The 15,926-nt window shown below is 36.5% G+C and carries 13 protein-coding genes; 5 read left to right on the top strand and 8 right to left on the bottom strand.

The window, feature by feature from the left end; all coding sequences use genetic code 11:
* The 8 genes from I6U50_RS15605 to I6U50_RS15570 all read right to left on the bottom strand — a co-directional run.
* Positions 1-737 (bottom strand): ISAon1 family transposase (locus tag I6U50_RS15605; protein WP_198639200.1); only part of this gene is annotated, 737 nt, incomplete at its 3' end.
* Positions 738-777: 40 nt separating this feature from the next.
* Positions 778-1,164, bottom strand: coding sequence for an ISAon1 family transposase N-terminal region protein (locus I6U50_RS15600; protein ID WP_198639533.1), 387 nt, complete (start codon positions 1,162-1,164; stop codon positions 778-780).
* 203 nt (positions 1,165-1,367) lie between these two features.
* The gene (locus I6U50_RS15595) at positions 1,368-1,781 is read right to left on the bottom strand and encodes a hypothetical protein (RefSeq protein ID WP_193712181.1); all 414 of its coding nucleotides are present in this window, start codon (positions 1,779-1,781) and stop codon (positions 1,368-1,370) included.
* Positions 1,782-1,793: 12 nt separating this feature from the next.
* On the bottom strand, positions 1,794-2,201 hold the full coding sequence (locus I6U50_RS15590) for a GreA/GreB family elongation factor (protein ID WP_193712180.1): 408 nt from the start codon (positions 2,199-2,201) through the stop codon (positions 1,794-1,796).
* Between the two features lie 18 nt (positions 2,202-2,219).
* The gene (locus I6U50_RS15585) at positions 2,220-3,497 is read right to left on the bottom strand and encodes a Glu/Leu/Phe/Val family dehydrogenase (RefSeq protein WP_198639532.1); all 1,278 of its coding nucleotides are present in this window, start codon (positions 3,495-3,497) and stop codon (positions 2,220-2,222) included.
* Between the two features lie 9 nt (positions 3,498-3,506).
* Entirely contained in the window at positions 3,507-3,671 is a 165-nt protein-coding gene (locus tag I6U50_RS15580; protein ID WP_193712178.1) for a hypothetical protein, read from the bottom strand.
* A gap of 171 nt (positions 3,672-3,842) precedes the next feature.
* A complete protein-coding gene (locus tag I6U50_RS15575) occupies positions 3,843-5,165 on the bottom strand; it encodes a sigma-54-dependent transcriptional regulator (RefSeq protein WP_198639531.1) in 1,323 nt (440 codons plus the stop codon).
* A gap of 1 nt (position 5,166) precedes the next feature.
* The gene (locus I6U50_RS15570; RefSeq protein ID WP_198639530.1) at positions 5,167-6,267 is read right to left on the bottom strand and encodes a sensor histidine kinase; all 1,101 of its coding nucleotides are present in this window, start codon (positions 6,265-6,267) and stop codon (positions 5,167-5,169) included.
* Positions 6,268-6,689: 422 nt separating this feature from the next.
* Here I6U50_RS15570 and I6U50_RS15565 point away from each other — a divergent pair, with 422 nt between their 5' ends.
* From I6U50_RS15565 to I6U50_RS15545, 5 genes are all read left to right on the top strand, one after another.
* The gene (locus I6U50_RS15565; RefSeq protein WP_193712175.1) at positions 6,690-7,280 is read left to right on the top strand and encodes an RNA polymerase sigma factor; all 591 of its coding nucleotides are present in this window, start codon (positions 6,690-6,692) and stop codon (positions 7,278-7,280) included.
* Between the two features lie 415 nt (positions 7,281-7,695).
* Positions 7,696-8,886, top strand: coding sequence for a FecR family protein (locus tag I6U50_RS15560; protein WP_198639529.1), 1,191 nt, complete (start codon positions 7,696-7,698; stop codon positions 8,884-8,886).
* 172 nt (positions 8,887-9,058) lie between these two features.
* Positions 9,059-12,544, top strand: coding sequence for a TonB-dependent receptor (locus tag I6U50_RS15555; RefSeq protein ID WP_232805966.1), 3,486 nt, complete (start codon positions 9,059-9,061; stop codon positions 12,542-12,544).
* Positions 12,545-12,561: 17 nt separating this feature from the next.
* Positions 12,562-14,334 carry a RagB/SusD family nutrient uptake outer membrane protein gene (locus I6U50_RS15550; RefSeq protein ID WP_198639528.1) on the top strand — a complete coding sequence of 591 codons (1,773 nt, stop codon included), beginning with the start codon at positions 12,562-12,564 and terminating at the stop codon, positions 14,332-14,334.
* A gap of 253 nt (positions 14,335-14,587) precedes the next feature.
* Positions 14,588-15,926 (top strand): Gfo/Idh/MocA family protein (locus tag I6U50_RS15545; RefSeq protein WP_198638578.1); only part of this gene is annotated, 1,339 nt, incomplete at its 3' end.

Here is a 15,926-nt window from a genome sequence, read left to right as displayed (position 1 = left end):
TCTACTTCTTTATACCAGTGAGCTAGTTTTGTAAAGGCTATACCTTTGTTTTTTGTTTGGTTGAAGATATTCCTGAGGTTATTTACTAGCTTGTAAGCTTTTTCTATTTCAGGATATTCGGTAAATAAGATAGCTGCCCTTTCTTTTTGATTATTAGTCCACTTCTCTGTTGATTTGTAGAGTAAATACCTGCTTCTTGCCAGAAGTTGCTTTTGGCTATCTCCGTTGGGAAGTAGTTTTGGCAGGAAGGCTTTACCGGGGGTGGTCTTTGCCTGTTTTATCTGCTCATTCTCCTGGTCAATGGCTTCCCATCGGTATTTTATGCGAAGTTCTTGCAATGCTTCTATGGCAAGTTTTTGAACGTGGAACCTATCAGTTACCTGGATAGCTTTAGGGAAACAAACTTTTGCAATATGCTTCATCGAGTGCGCCATATCAAGGGTTATCTCCTTAACTTTGTTGCGGATGGATGATGGGAGTTTAAGAAGCCTATCAATGATTGGCTCTGCCCGTGTTCCTTTGAAGATGCTTACCAAAGCTCCTTTCTTACCCTTAGCCTCTTTATTGGTGCTTATGGTATAGAGTTCTCCCTGAGATAAGGCAGTCTCATCAATAGAGAGAAAAGCTCCAATGTTTTGAGGGTATAGGAGCCATTTCCCGGCGTGAGATTTTTGTTCCCAGTGTTGAAATTGACTTAGGTGGTTTTTATACTGGCGTTGAAGTTTCTTACCTGAAATTCCGAAGAATCCTCCTACCTGATGACTACTAAGAGCTGTATTATCGGTTGCCTTCTTTTAAAAAATCAGCGAACTCTTTTGAAAGACGAGTACCCTGTGCAATAAAATCTCCCCAACTCCGGTTTACTTTGATCCACTTCTGATCTACTAAAACATCCCAGCGTCTTCGCTTCAGGTTTAAGCTTACCAAATTATCTCTGATTGGATAATCATCAATTATGCGAGGTTCCATAAAGCCACTAGCTTTGTATTGGTGGTTTTTATAGGCTTCCGGGATTTCCTTTTTCTCTTCCAAATAAATGGTCAGTCGATTAACGTACAGTGGATCTTTAATGGCCTTTTTATCAAATCCAACAATATCAAAATACGTTAATAAACCTTCAGGAAGGATTAAGCTTAGCAGGGATAGTTCAGTCTCTTTATTCACTGGATAATATTTATCAGCAAAGAAACTTAATTTTTACTTTAGACCCAACTTTTGAGATTGATCCGTTTTTTGTTTTTGGGTAACAAAAGCCCCAGGCTGGTTCTAGTTTTGTAAACTTCTTTCAAAATAGTTTTTTTAACCATAAAAAAGGGGCGATTAAAAACCGCCCCAAATTAGTCAACCAAACACAGTCAAATTTAAAATCAGTTGAAACTAACTTTTAGAAATTTAAAGATTAGAAGCTTCAGTTTCCGTAAATCTTTAAAATGTTTTCGCAGTGAATTCTTGAAAATTAAATGATCTTTTAAATAAAAGTTTTCGCATTGTACATCATCGCACTCCTTTAAACCTTCCAGCTTATTTTTATAATCAAAAAATGCAGTTAAATGATGTTCATTAGCTTTATTTAATAAGTCAAGTTGTTCTTTAAGGTAAGAAGCATCTTCAGAGTTTATATCAATATTCAAACTGCTCTTTCCCGATTCTAATATGTTTCCAAAGAAATTAATTTCCTCGCTTATAAAAATCAAATTATCTTCCCAATCCTCTGCTTCAGATTGTATGCTTAAAATTTGTATTTCTTCTTCACCATAATGTTCCTGAAACTTTTCATTCATTTTCCACTATTTTTATATTTTTATTTCCTTTGGTATTTGTTCAACTCCAATAATTTTGATGGAATTCTTACCGGTAGGAAACTCCCATTCTACTTCATCTCCTTCTGCATAGCCAAATAAGGCCAAGCCCATAGGTGCCAGAATTGAAACCTTATTTTCTTTTATATTACTTTGATCTGGAGTAACAATTTGATAGGTTTTATTTACACTAAACGGAGTAGCGATTTCTACCTTGGAATTAAATCGCACCACATCTTTGGGCATATTTTTTTCACTTACAATTTTGGCTAGCTCCAGTTCATTCTTTAGTTTTTCTATAGATGCACGATAAGTACTATCTTTGTAGTAATGCGCCATTGAAACAATTCGTTTTAAAAGCTCATACTCTACCTTTTCAATTATAATAACATCATATTTCATTTTCTCTGCTACAATTAATTAAGGAAATATACCACGTTGGTTATAAGCGGTCTCTATTCTTGAAATTGCTAAAATATAAGCGGCCGTACGCCAATCTGTATCTCTTTCTTCAACTGCTCTTTCAACTTTTTTAAACACCTGAAGCAATTTCTTTTCTAATTTTTGCATCACTTCTTCCAGTTCCCAAAGCTCTCCATTTCTATTCTGTAGCCATTCAAAATAACTACCTATTACCCCACCAGAATTACATAAGATATCTGGAATAATAGTAATACCTTTTTCCAACAATATGGCTTCTCCCTCTTCGTTTGTAGGGCCATTAGCTCCTTCGGCAACTATAGAGGCCTGTATTTTATAGGCATTATCTCCTGTAATTTGATTCCCAAGGGCGGCCGGAATTAAAATATCACATTCTAGCCCGAAGAAATTGGCTGGCTCAATTTCCCTGGCATCTTCAAAACCTTTAATAGAACCTTTTCTAGGGCTTGAGTGTTCAAATAATTTGTCTACAGAAATGCCATCTTCATCAAATAAAGTAGCATGCGCATCCTGTACAGCAATCATTTTTGCTCCATCGGCTATTAAAAATTTTGAAGCCCAATAGCCCACATTACCAAAACCCTGAACGATAAAGGTTTTATCTTTTAATGATTCTCCTCGAGATTTTACGAGCTCTTTAGTAGTTAAATAAACACCAAAACCGGTTGCGCGATCACGACCTTCCAAACCACCAGATCCTACAGGTTTTCCCGTTACCACATGTTGGTTTTGAGAACGTTCTGAGGTTGAAATTGTAGACATATAAGTATCTGCAATCCAGGCCATGGTCTGTGCGTTGGTATTTACATCGGGTGCTGGAATATCATGTTCCGGCCCAATATTTTCTCCTAAAGCATATGTAAACCTACGTGTTATTCTCTCTAGTTCGGCATCAGAATAATCTCTGGGATCTAATTGAATTCCACCCTTAGCTCCCCCGTAAGGCAAACCGGCCAAAGAAGTTTTCCAGGTCATCCACATGGCAAGTGCCTTGGCAGCATCCACATCTACCGTTGGGTGGTAACGCAAGCCTCCCTTATAAGGGCCTAAAGCATTATTATGCTGCACCCTGTAACCGGTAAAAACCTCTACTTTACCGTTATCCATTTTTACAGGAAAATGAACCACAATCTCGTTGTTGGTTATTTCCAGTATTTTTTTAATGTTTGGATTTAAATCTATGATACCGGCAGTTTTATTAAACTGTTTCATAACCGTATCATACATACTCTGTTTATTTTTTTTTGTAGCAATCATATTTATAGTTTATTGGAAATGTTCACAATACATCTTTCTGTTTTCCTTCCAGGTACACTGGTGCCTCAAATCGCAATTAAAACAAAGCGTTTTAAAGAGCTCACTACCTGCCTGCTGTATCTCCTTTCCACTTTCTTCCAAAATTGCCGGTCGTTCCATTTCAGCTATATTCATAGAATCTGCATTTTGCAGGGTACTAAAGCTAAAGCTGTGCCCAATTAATTCTACAACAGGCTAATAAATATCAATGTATTGATTTTGAGTGTATTAGAAAATAAAAAATAATTATTTAATTTCTTAAGGATGAAAAGAAACTCCCCGAACGGGAGAAAACTACCCAGAGCTTTATTTAATCTTTTCCCGTAAAGTTTTACGGTCTATTTGAAGAATTTCTGCAGCCTTGGATTTATTTTGGTCTACCGCTGCAAGTACTTTTAGAATGTGTTTTTTTTCTACCTCTTTTAAGGCCATTAACTCCTCATCTACATTAGGAATTTTATATTTTATGGAAGCCGGTAAATCTTGTGGTAAAATTTCATGCTCACACATAATAATGGCCCTTTGTATTACATTTTCAAGTTCCCTAATATTGCCGGGCCATGTGTAGCGGTTTAAAATTTCGACTGCCTTTTTAGATAAGGTTAAATTGCTTTTACCATAATCACGCTGGTACTTCTCCAAAAAAGTTTTGGCAAGAGGTATAATATCTTCTTTTCTTTCTCGTAAAGGAGGTGTTAAAATCTCTACCACATTCAACCTGTAATATAAATCTTCTCTAAACGCTCCCTTTTCAACCAGCTTGCGCAAATCGCTATTGGTGGCAGCAATTACGCGCACCTGAATTTTCTCCGATTTTCTATCGCCAATTTTCCTAACCTCCTTTTCCTGAAGTACACGTAACAACCTAACCTGTACGGCTAATGATGCTGTACCTATTTCATCTAAAAAAATAGTCCCTCCATTAGCTTCCTGAAAATATCCTTCGCGTGTTTCTGAAGCACCGGTATAAGCCCCCTTAACAGAGCCAAACAATTCTGATTCTAACAAGTTTTCTGGTATAGCACCACAATTAACAGCTACAAAAGGATTGCTGGCAAAAGAACCTTTATAATGAATAGCCTTCGCAACCAGCTCTTTCCCCGTACCACTCTCCCCTCTTATTAAAATAGTAGCACGATTATTTTTCACTCTTTCAATAACATCAACCAGTTCTTCAAATTTAGCTGAAGTTCCAATCATCCCCGCATAATTATTTCTCGCACCTGTTGCCAGACTGGATTTTGGGGCTTTTGAAGCCCGGTTAATAAGTGAATTTTTAACTGAAGTAAGTAATTCGTTTTTTGTAAAAGGTTTTGGCAAATACTCTAAAGCACCAGATTTTATGGCTGTGAGGGCATTATCAATAGAAGGAAATCCCGTAATTACAAGTTTTGGGATTTCAGTATAGTGGTCATCTACATATTTTACCAGTTCCATCCCATTCATTCCAGGCATTTGCAAGTCGGTTATCAGTAAATCAATCTCACTATGCTTTAAAATATCTATTGCTTCTAATACAGATCCTGCTTTATAGGTATGATAATTTTCCTGCTCAAGATGCCTGTCCAGGATCTCCAGCATATCGTAGTCGTCATCTACTATTAATAAGTTTTCTTTACGTATAGACATATTAGAATTTCAATGGTAATTGAACTTTAAAGATGGTTCCATTTGGTACATTATCAGCAATACTAATTTCACCCCTATGGCTTTTTATAATTCCGTGTACTACGCTTAAGCCAAGACCAGAACCTTCTCCCAAAGGTTTAGTAGTGTAAAAAGGTTCAAATATCTTATCTTTTACTTCTGGATCTATCCCTTTTCCGGTATCGGCAATTTCAATGGTATAGTGCGTTTTCGTATTATGAATAGCAATCACAATTTTCGAATTTTCAGGAGAATAATAAATAGCATTAATTACCAGGTTAAAGAAAACCTGGGTTAATTGTATAGGATCTACCTGCGCCTTTAAACCGGGATCGTCAATAAGAAATTCAAACTTTATATTCGCTTTTTTAAAATTAGGTTTTAATAAAGAAAGCGCCTGACTAATTACCGGTTTAATTTCAATTTGTTTAATATCCTGGGGCATATCACACGAGAAGAACATAAGTTTCTTCACTACTTCCCTGGAGTACATAGCCGATTTTATAATTTTTTGTGCATCTCTTTTTATTTGTGCCCCCTTGCTTTTTTCCTCTATAAATTCGGCGAAACCAAGAATATTCCCCAAAGGAGTATTTAATTCATGGGCTATCCCCGCGGTAATTTCCCCTAAAATAGATAAACGATCGTTTCTTTGCGCTGTTTTCTTTAAAAGTTCTTCCTGGGTTTTTATAGTTTGGCGTTCAAAAAATAAAGCAATCTCATAGGCGATCTTATCTAGCAAACGTTGCTCTTCTACCAAAAAATGCGCTTTAGACAAATCTGAAGCTGGATAATGAACCTTAATAAAGCCCATTGGTTTTTCGGAAGTTTGAATAATACTCTTTTGAGAGTAAGCTTTTAAGGGAATTGGATTTGAAGTTAAGTGGCAATCTTCATATTGAATCTCCACAGTAGCAAGCTCTGGGAATCGCCAGGCATTTTTTAAAATTTGTACAATAGTCCCTAAGGTATCTTGGTAAGAGCCGTTATATTCTCTAATAGCCGTAGAAACCTGATAAAGACAGGAGAGTTCCTTTATACGTTCATTTAACTTTTCTTCTATAGAAATACTTTCCTTTATCATCTTCAAATGGTTTCTATAACAAAGATAAGTAGAAACTAATAGTTTTTATCATAATTAGGAAGCACCTGGAAAGAAATTCAAATTTTAGTTATTAGTGAAATTGGCAACCGTTTAATTTGCGTTGACGAATCTTTATAAAATCTCCAGGAAGCAGTAATTTTTTATTCATTTTGCTAACAGATACTTATAAACTCTCCTAAAACTACAAAACACACTTTCTAAAAACCAATTTTCTCCATTCCCAGCTAAACTTTTATAATTTTTTACAAAAAGATCTGGATAATTCAAATAAATTACATTAATTTAATTTATATTTAAAAAATTATCTGATATTCTGACGGAATTCGCAAGCAACTATCATTTAAATAACATAAAGCTAATTAAACAAACTTTTAATAAACATAATCACCTTGGGCGCAAATATGTTTAAAATTGAAAATAATAGCGATCATGTTTTAGTAGAACATTTAAAATCTGGGGATGAAGCGTCCTTTCAGGTACTCTTTAATAGATATCAGGAAGACGTATATTATTATGCAAAAAGTTTGGTGAAAATAGATGTACAAGCTGAAGAAATTGTACAGGATGTTTTTATAAAAGTTTGGGTAAGCAAACATCTTTTAAAGCCTAAAAAATCTTTTAAAGCCTTTATTTTTACCATAGCCCGCAATCTGGCTTTTAATTTTTTAAAAAAAGCAGCTAACGATCGTGAATTGATGAACAGGGTTTTTTATGAAAGTATAGAATCCCATAAACCAACAGACATTAACCTCACTGAAGCAGAATATAAAAACTTAAGTGAACGCGCCATCACTTCTTTACCACCACGCTGTCAACTAATCTTTAAAATGTCGAGGGAAGAAGGGAAAAGTTATGAAGAGATAAGTGATGAGTTAAATATTTCGGCAAATACTGTCAAAAATCAAATGACCAAAGCTTTAGGAAATATTCGTGAATTTCTAAGCCTACATGGCGATATAGCATTTTTATTGGCGTTGCTGTGGAATTGCTAGAGAATCTCCTTAAAAGTATTATATCTATTTCTATATTCGAACCAGCTTTTTTAAAATATTTTCTCATTAAGAGTAAAATAAATAAAAAGTGTAATTATTGGATATATCCATATATTAAAGCGACTTTCAGTAAACTACCGCGCAGCAAGCCCGCGAAGCATTCGTTGGAAACAAATTTTTAATTTCTAAGCAAGACTCGTGGTATTATTTACTTTGGCGGTGCCATTAAAAAATCATAAATCTTCAGTTGTAATTTCATCAAACTATTAAATTTTAACATTTCAGTCCAAACCCTACTATACTTGACTTCAACCTCTATTTGTTAAGAATTTTTAAAGAAAATCTAAAAAAATTCACAACTTGAATAGTAGTCCTTAGCTTTTCAATTGTATTCTAACTACAACCCGACTATTTAATGAACCAAAAAAATTACATAAAAAGCTTACTGTTTAAATTCTCACGAAATCGTTGTAGTGAAGAGGAAATAGAACAAATAATAAGCTATTTCCAAAAAAATCCTAAGGAACAGGCACTTCCCGAAGCAAAAGAAGTATTGAAGCACATTGTATTAGAAAAGAATGAGCGTAGAAAATCAAAAGATAAGCTTTATGCCGAAATCGAAGATAGAATTTATCATCAAAAAACATATAGCCTACCACAAAGACCTAAAAAGCAGCAAGTTTGGTTTACATCTATAGCTGCCATTTTTATTACTGTTTTAAGCGGCTCCCTATTTCTATATTTAACAAAGCCAAAAGAGGTAAATCAAGTTCCAATTGCAGAAGATTCTATAATCCTGGAGCATGAAGATGGTACGCTTACAGGATTATCGGAAAAAGGAAATTTTCAGTTAACAAAACCTAATGGAAAAGTGATAGGTGGGCAGCGAGGAGACCTATTGGTATACAACAAACACGAATCGGCTTCAGCAAAAGTTGAATACAACACTTTAAAGACCCCCAACGGTAAACATTTTAAAGTACAATTATCAGACGGGAGTCTGGTTTTTATGAACGCGGGCTCTTCTTTAAAGTACCCTGTAAACTTCTCAAGAAATGGCAAACGAGAGGTATTTCTTATTGGTGAAGCTTTTTTTAAAATAACAAAAGACCAAAATCGTCCTTTTAAAGTTAGTGCCCAAAATCTCGAAATTGGAGTTTTAGGAACCGAATTTAATGTCTCAGCCTATCCAGAAGACACCACCGCAGCTGTAGTATTAGTAGAAGGTGCTGTACAGTTGCATACAAAACAAAATAAAGCAGAACCATCAATTTTAAAACCGGGACAGCTAGCTTCTACTACGAAACACATTGGTGATTTAAAAATTAGCGAAGTAGACCCATCTATCTACACTTCCTGGATGGAAGGAAGGATGGTATTTAGAAATATGAGTTTTGAAGATATATTGAAGAAAATGGAACGTCATTTTGGAGTAAGCATTATAAACAAAAACAAAGCAATCGCTAAAGAGAAGTTTAATGCCAGTTTTGGCCAGGAATCTATTCTCAATATCCTGGAATACTTTAAAAAAACCTATGGACTGGAATACACTCAAGAATGTGATAAAAAATTTATTATTAACCCAAAAACAAATAAAATGAATTAATAACTATAACAAGAAAATTAGCCACAAAAACGGGGAATGTTAGAGCATTCCCCGCTACAAAATATGGCCGATTAAATAACGAGTATCAACCAAATATTTAAGCTTTAAAAGTATGAAAAAATCACCTTATGGACTAGCAAAGCTGCTTGCTTTGTTTAAATTTAATTTGAAAATGAAACTCACCATTTTGTGTTTCCTAATAAGTCTTTTTGGATTGCACGCCAATAACACTTATTCGCAGAAAACCGTATCCCTAAAATTGGATGACGCAGAAATGTCGTATTTACTGGATCTTATAGAAAGTCAAACCGAATACCACTTTGTTTATAAAATTAAAGATGTAGACCTATCACGAAAGGTAAAAATCACGGTAAATAAAGAAAAAGTTCCTGCTGTGCTAGACCAAATTTTTAAAGGTACAGACACCAAATATGAAATTTATGGCAAACAAATTTTTCTAACCAATAATTCGAAAAAATCTGTTGCTACACCAATTTCTAACAACATTCAAGAAACCATTACGGTTACCGGTACTATCACAGAAACCAAAACAGGAATGCCAATTCCCGCTGCTAATATTTTGGAAAAAGGCACTTCTAATGGTGTTATGAGTGATTTTGATGGAAATTTTTCTATTGAAGTACCTGAGGATGCCGTTTTACAGGTTAGTTATGTTGGTTACGCTACCAAAGAAGTAAATGTAAACGGTCGTAACGAAATCGATATTGTTCTGGAAGAAGATGCAGCTGCATTAGAAGAAGTTGTTGTGGTTGGTTATGGAACACAACGTAAACAAGATTTAACCGGTGCTGTATCTGTTGTAAAAGTAGATGAAATGGTACAACAGCCCAACGCACAAGTTACCAGCCAATTACAAGGTAGGGTTTCGGGTGTTAGTATTACAGGTGGAGGCCAACCAGGTGAAGCCCCACAGGTAAAGATTCGTGGCTCCAATACATTTGGAAACAACACGCCATTATATGTTGTAGATGGTATCCCTACTGGGAGTATAGATAATATTAACCCAAATGATATTGAAAGTATGCAGGTACTTAAAGATGCTGCCTCTGCTTCTATCTATGGTTCTCGTGCTGCCAATGGAGTTATTATTATTACCACTAAAAAAGGGAAAGGCAGACTATCTGTAAATTACGATGCCTACTACGGCACACAAATGGTTCAAAAAGGCAATCCATGGGATATACTTTCTTCTCAGGAAATGGCCGATCTTACTTTTAGAGCCATAAGGAATACAAATCCAGACGTAGCTATAGATCATCCACAATATGGAGATGGTGCACAACCTGTTTTACCAAACTATATTGCCCCGGTGGGTGCTAATACGGTTGATGAATCTCTATACAATGTAGATCCTTACTATACCGATCCTGCTCAACTAAATGATTTTTATCGAATTGTAGAAGCAAACAAGCAAGGAACCAATTGGTTTCAGGAGATTTTTAATTCTGCACCAATTACCAGTCATAACCTTTCGGTTAGCAATGGTAGTGAAAAAGGAAGTTTCTTATTTTCTCTTAATTATTTTGATCAAGAAGGAACCCTGGCTAATACTTACCTGAAGCGTTACACCATGCGTGTAAATAGTGTATTTAATATCACAGATAATATTAGGGTTGGTGAAAACTTAAGTTTTGCCATTAGGGAAAATCCACAAATTGGTGCACTTTCAGAAGGAAGCGCCATAGGAATGGCTTTTAGGCAACAACCTATTATCCCGGTACGTGATATTAGAGGCAATTATGCAGGCTCTTTTGGTCAGGGCTTGGGTAATGCCTTTAACCCGGTAGCCATGTTGGATAGATTGAGAAATAACCGAGGAGTTTCCAATAAGCTATTTGGTAATATTTTTGCAGAAATAGACTTTTTGGAAAGTCTTACTTTTAAAACAACTTTTGGTGGAAATTATTTCTCAAATAGTTTTAACTCTTTTGTTTTTCCAGCATACGAAAACGCTGAAAACAACTCGGTAAACTCTTACACCGAAGGTGCTGAAACCTATTTTAACTGGACCTGGACCAACACACTTACCTATAAAAATACTTTTGCAGATCTACACAATTTAACCGTAGTATTGGGTACAGAAGCTTATCAAAACAAAGGCCGTGAAGTAGGTGGTACTACACAATCCTATTTCTCTTTTGATCCAGATTACGTAACGCTAGATACCGGTTCAGGAACCCAAACTAATTATAGTTCACAATATGCCAATGCGCTTTCTTCTGTATTTGGCCGGGTAGATTATAACTTTGATGATCGTTACCTATTTGGTGCAACCATAAGAAGGGATGGGTCATCAAGATTCTTAAACGAACAGTACGGTTGGTTCCCTGCTGCCAGTGCCGGTTGGAATGTAAGTAATGAAAGTTTCTTTGAATCTAATTGGATAGATGATCTTAAAGTACGTGCCGGATATGGTATAATGGGTAATCAGATAAACGTAGATCCCGCCAACTCATTTACAACCTTTGGCGGTAATAATCAAACCTCATTTTATGCAATTACAGGAAGTCAGTCAAGTACTTCTGAAGGCTTCCAGCAATCAAGAATTGGAAATCCAGATGCTGAATGGGAAAAGAATATAAATGCAAATGTTGGTATAGATGCAACCCTATTCAATAACACGCTGCAACTAACTGTGGATTATTATCGTAAAGATATAAACGATCTTTTGTACAATCCCAATCTACCGGCAACCGTTGGATCGGCTACAGTACCTTATGTGAATGTTGGCCAAATGACCAATAGTGGTATTGATTTAGACCTTTCTACTTATTTTACGCTTTCTGACGACCTTCAATTTAACACTTCGGTTACTTTTACAAGTTATAATAACGAAATTGTTAAAATTGCCGATGGTATAAACTATTTTGATTTGGAAGGTCGCCGATTTAATGGTAGTTCTATAATTAGAAATGCCGAAGGAGGCTCTGTTAGTCAGTTTTTTGGTTATAAAGTAGATGGCTTCTGGGATACACAAGAAGAAATAGACCAGGCCAATGCAGCAGCGAGAGAAAGTACAGGTAACCAAAACACTACGTACCAATCTGATGTGGCGGTAGGGCGTTTCCGTTATGCAGATACTAATGGAGACAACCAAATAACCCCTGAAGACCGTACATTTATCGGAAATCCAAATCCTGACTTCACCTACGGACTAAACCTGGAACTTTTATACAAGAATTGGGACTTTAGTATGTTCTTATACGGCTCTCAAGGAAACGATATTTGGAACAATGTTAAATGGTTTACCGATTTTTACAGTTCTTTTAATGGTGCAAAGAGCTCTACTGCTCTTTATGATTCCTGGACACCAGATAATATGAATGCAAGTGCTCCTATTCAACAAACCGTTGGTTCATTTAGCTTGGCAGATGTTCCCAACTCTTATTTTGTTGAAGATGGTTCTTATCTAAGAGCTAAACAAATCCAACTAGGATATACTTTGCCAAATTCTGTGTTAGATGCCATTAAAATTTCTAAGCTAAGATTTTATGTACAAATGGCTAATGCATTTACTATCACTGGTTATTCTGGTATTGATCCGGAAATTTCTGGAGAATCGGTAAGTTTTGGAATTGATGAAGGTGCCTACCCTAATCAAAGACAATTGATATTTGGACTTAACGCTAGTTTATAATGATAAAAACAATAATTATGAAAAAATATAGAATTTTAAGCCTTTTATTTTTGGCGGTTATGGTTTCGCTAAGTCTTGGGTCTTGTAGTGACGACTTTTTAGACCAACCCGCATTGGGCTCATTAAGTGAAGATGTAGTAGCCAACAAAGAAGGTGTAGAAAAATTACTAATTGGTGCTTACGCTGCCTTAGATGGGCAGGGCCTCGGTGGAGGAAATCCCTGGGAGTCTGCATCAGATAACTGGGTGTATGGAGCCGTTGCCGGTGGTTTAGCCAGTAAAGGAAGTTTTGGAGGAGATCAGCCCGCTATAGACCAAATTGTAAAATTTATTTCAAATCCTTCAAATGGGTTTTATAATACTAAATGGATCGCAGCTTACGAAGGAATTACGCGTACCAATAATGTTTTAAAATTATTGGCTAACGTAGAAGACATCAGTGAGGCCGAAAGAAACAACATAGCCGGGCAGGCAAGATTCTTAAGAGGGCACTATTACTTCGAGTTAAAAAAGATGTTTAATATGGTTCCCTGGATAGATGAGAACACTGAGAATCCCAAGCAACCCAATGATACCGATATTTGGCCTAATATAGAAGCTGATTTTCAGTTTGCATTCGATAATTTACCTGGAACTCAATCTGAATTTGGACGTGCTAATAAATGGGCGGCCGGTGCTTACCTTGGAAAAACATACCTATACCAGGAAAAATTTCCTGAAGCTTCAACAATATTCACACAAGTAATTGAATCTGGCACAAATTCGGCCGGCGAAAAGTATGATCTTGTTGCAGAATTTAAAGATAATTTTGATGCCGAAACCGAGAATAACGCTGAAACGGTTTTTGATGTACAGATGGTAGCCAATGATGGTACTAGCACTATTACAAATTCTAACCAGGGGGGCATGCTTAATTTCCCTTATAATAGCCCATTTAGATGCTGCGGTTTTTATCAGCCCACACAAAACTTAGTAAACTCTTATAAAACGCAAGAAAGCAGTGGTTTACCATATTTAGATAATTATAACCAGAATCCTGTAAAAAGTGATATGGGTGTAGCTTCAGATGCATCGTTCACACCTTATACAGGCTCTTTAGATCCACGTCTGGACTGGACGGTAGGCCGTCGTGGAATACCATATCATGATTGGGGACACCATCCCGGTGCTACCTGGATAAGAGACCAATCTTACGGTGGACCTTATGCTCCAAAAAAGAATATTTACTGGCAAGCCACACAAGACTTATATAGTGATCAAAGCTCATGGGCACCAGGTACCGCAATTAATGTTCATATTATTCGCTTTGCCGATGTCTTATTGATGGCTGCTGAAGCTGAAGCACAAACCGGAAATTTAGATCTGGCCATGCAATATGTAAACCGAGTTCGGGAGCGGGCTGCAAACCCACAAGGTTTCTTAAAGAAGTATATTGATGAAAACAGTCCCTTAACTGGTTTTAATGATGCAGAAAATGCAGCTAATTATAATATTAGCCTATATACCAGTTCTGAATTTTCTTCCAAAGAAGATGCGCTAGAGGCTATTTATTTTGAGCGTAAACTTGAATTAGCCATGGAAGGACATCGCTTTTTTGACCTGGTAAGATGGGGAATTGCCGAAGAGACCTTAAACGCTTATTTCGACTATCAGGGAAAAATAACTACCGATGTTAGAGGCGGTAAGTTTATTTCGGGCAAAAGCGAATACTACCCTATTCCACAAGCACAAATAGATTTGAGTTTAGACTCAAATGGAGAGCCAACCTTAACCCAAAACCCAGGGTACTAATCTAGCTTTCTAAATCTAGAATAATAAGATAATTACAGGCCAATAATAATAGAATATTGGCCTGTTTTATAAAAAACAAGAAAAACTGATATAAAAGATAAATTTTGTATGAAAACAAAACAACATCTTTTATTTTAAAGAGTTTTTCTATAAATTCGAAACCTACTTATGTATATATCGAAAATTTTGAATTCGATTTAATTTTCAAAGAATAATAATACCGAAAATCAATTAATCAATTAACTATTAAATAATGAAAAATAACAGACGTTCCTTTATTAAGAATTTAGGAATAGTGGGCGCAACTGCGGCCGTAATCCCGTCCAGTTTTGCTGCAGAAGCGAAAGAAGTAAATTTATTGAATAGAGCTGCAAAGACTTCAACAAACAAAATCCTTAAAATCGCTTTAATTGGTGCCGGGGGAATGGGTGTTGCCGATACCAATACGGCATTAAAGCACGAGAATATAGAACTTGTGGCCGTATGTGATTTATACGATGGGCGTTTAGAAGATGCTAAAAAACGTTGGGGCAGCAGTTTGTTCCTTACCAAAGATTATAAGGAAGTGCTAAACCGCAGTGATATTGACGCGGTAATAATTGGCACCCCCGATTTTTGGCACAAAAAAATGAGTGTTGATGCGCTTAATGCAGGTAAACACGTGTACTGTGAAAAACCAATGGTACATAGTGTAGAAGAAGGAAACGATATCATAAAAGCCTGGAAGAAATCTGGAAAAATCTACATGGTAGGTAGCCAGGGAATGTCTTCTTTGGGTAATGAAAAGGCCAGAGAACTATTGGCAGCCGGTGCTATAGGAACGCTTAATTATGCTGAAGGCTTTTGGGCCAGGAATTCGGCCTTGGGTGCCTGGCAGTATCCAATCCCCAAAGATGCCTCTACCCAAACCGTAGATTGGGAGAAGTATACTTCTATAAGCAAAGACATGCCTTTTGACCCTTTAAGGTTCTTTAGATGGAGAAATTACCTTGACTACGGTACGGGTATGGCCGGCGACCTATTTGTGCATTTATTCTCCAGTCTTCATTTTATTACCAATTCGTATGGCCCCAATAAAATTGCGGCAACCGGTGGATTGCGCCACTGGGATGACGGGCGTGAAGTACCGGATGTACTTTTAGGAATGTTTGATTACCCCGATACAAAACAACACCCGGCATTTAACCTTTCCTTGCGTTGTAATTTTGTTGACGGTACCAGCGGAAGTACGTTCTTAAAACTGGTAGGAAGTAAAGGTTCTATGGATATAGCCTGGGACAGCCTTACATTAAAGCGCAATGCCGGTGGAGGAAGTGATGATCCTTTCCTGGCAGAAAAAGCAAAAGAAAATTCAGGCAGGCCAGATCGTAAAAAGCTGGTTCCACCTTTAGAAACCGTTTACCGGGCAGAAGATGGCTACAAAGGAGCGCATTATGACCATTTTGCCAATTTCTTTATGGCAATTCGTGAAAATGGCTCGGTAGCCCAAGATCCTGCTTTTGGGTTCCGTGCAGCCGCACCGGCTTTATTATGTAATGAAAGCTATAAAAAGAATGAATTTATAAACTGGGATCCGGAAAAAATGAAATTAG

Origin of the sequence: Salegentibacter maritimus, assembly GCF_016236975.1 — a bacterium.
GTDB classification, from domain to species: Bacteria; Bacteroidota; Bacteroidia; order Flavobacteriales; family Flavobacteriaceae; genus Salegentibacter; species Salegentibacter maritimus.
The sequence above is the reverse complement of the archived record's forward strand: the minus strand, read 5'-3'. Positions and strand labels throughout refer to the sequence as shown.

Coding starts and splice junctions, on each gene's coding strand:
- I6U50_RS15595 (WP_193712181.1), bottom strand. CDS start 1,781: ATGAATGAAAAGTTTCAGGAACATTATGGTGAAGAAGAAATACAAATT.
- I6U50_RS15590 (WP_193712180.1), bottom strand. CDS start 2,201: ATGAAATATGATGTTATTATAATTGAAAAGGTAGAGTATGAGCTTTTA.
- I6U50_RS15585 (WP_198639532.1), bottom strand. CDS start 3,497: ATGATTGCTACAAAAAAAAATAAACAGAGTATGTATGATACGGTTATG.
- I6U50_RS15580 (WP_193712178.1), bottom strand. CDS start 3,671: ATGAATATAGCTGAAATGGAACGACCGGCAATTTTGGAAGAAAGTGGA.
- I6U50_RS15575 (WP_198639531.1), bottom strand. CDS start 5,165: ATGTCTATACGTAAAGAAAACTTATTAATAGTAGATGACGACTACGAT.
- I6U50_RS15570 (WP_198639530.1), bottom strand. CDS start 6,267: ATGATAAAGGAAAGTATTTCTATAGAAGAAAAGTTAAATGAACGTATA.
- I6U50_RS15565 (WP_193712175.1), top strand. CDS start 6,690: ATGTTTAAAATTGAAAATAATAGCGATCATGTTTTAGTAGAACATTTA.
- I6U50_RS15560 (WP_198639529.1), top strand. CDS start 7,696: ATGAACCAAAAAAATTACATAAAAAGCTTACTGTTTAAATTCTCACGA.
- I6U50_RS15555 (WP_232805966.1), top strand. CDS start 9,059: ATGAAACTCACCATTTTGTGTTTCCTAATAAGTCTTTTTGGATTGCAC.
- I6U50_RS15550 (WP_198639528.1), top strand. CDS start 12,562: ATGAAAAAATATAGAATTTTAAGCCTTTTATTTTTGGCGGTTATGGTT.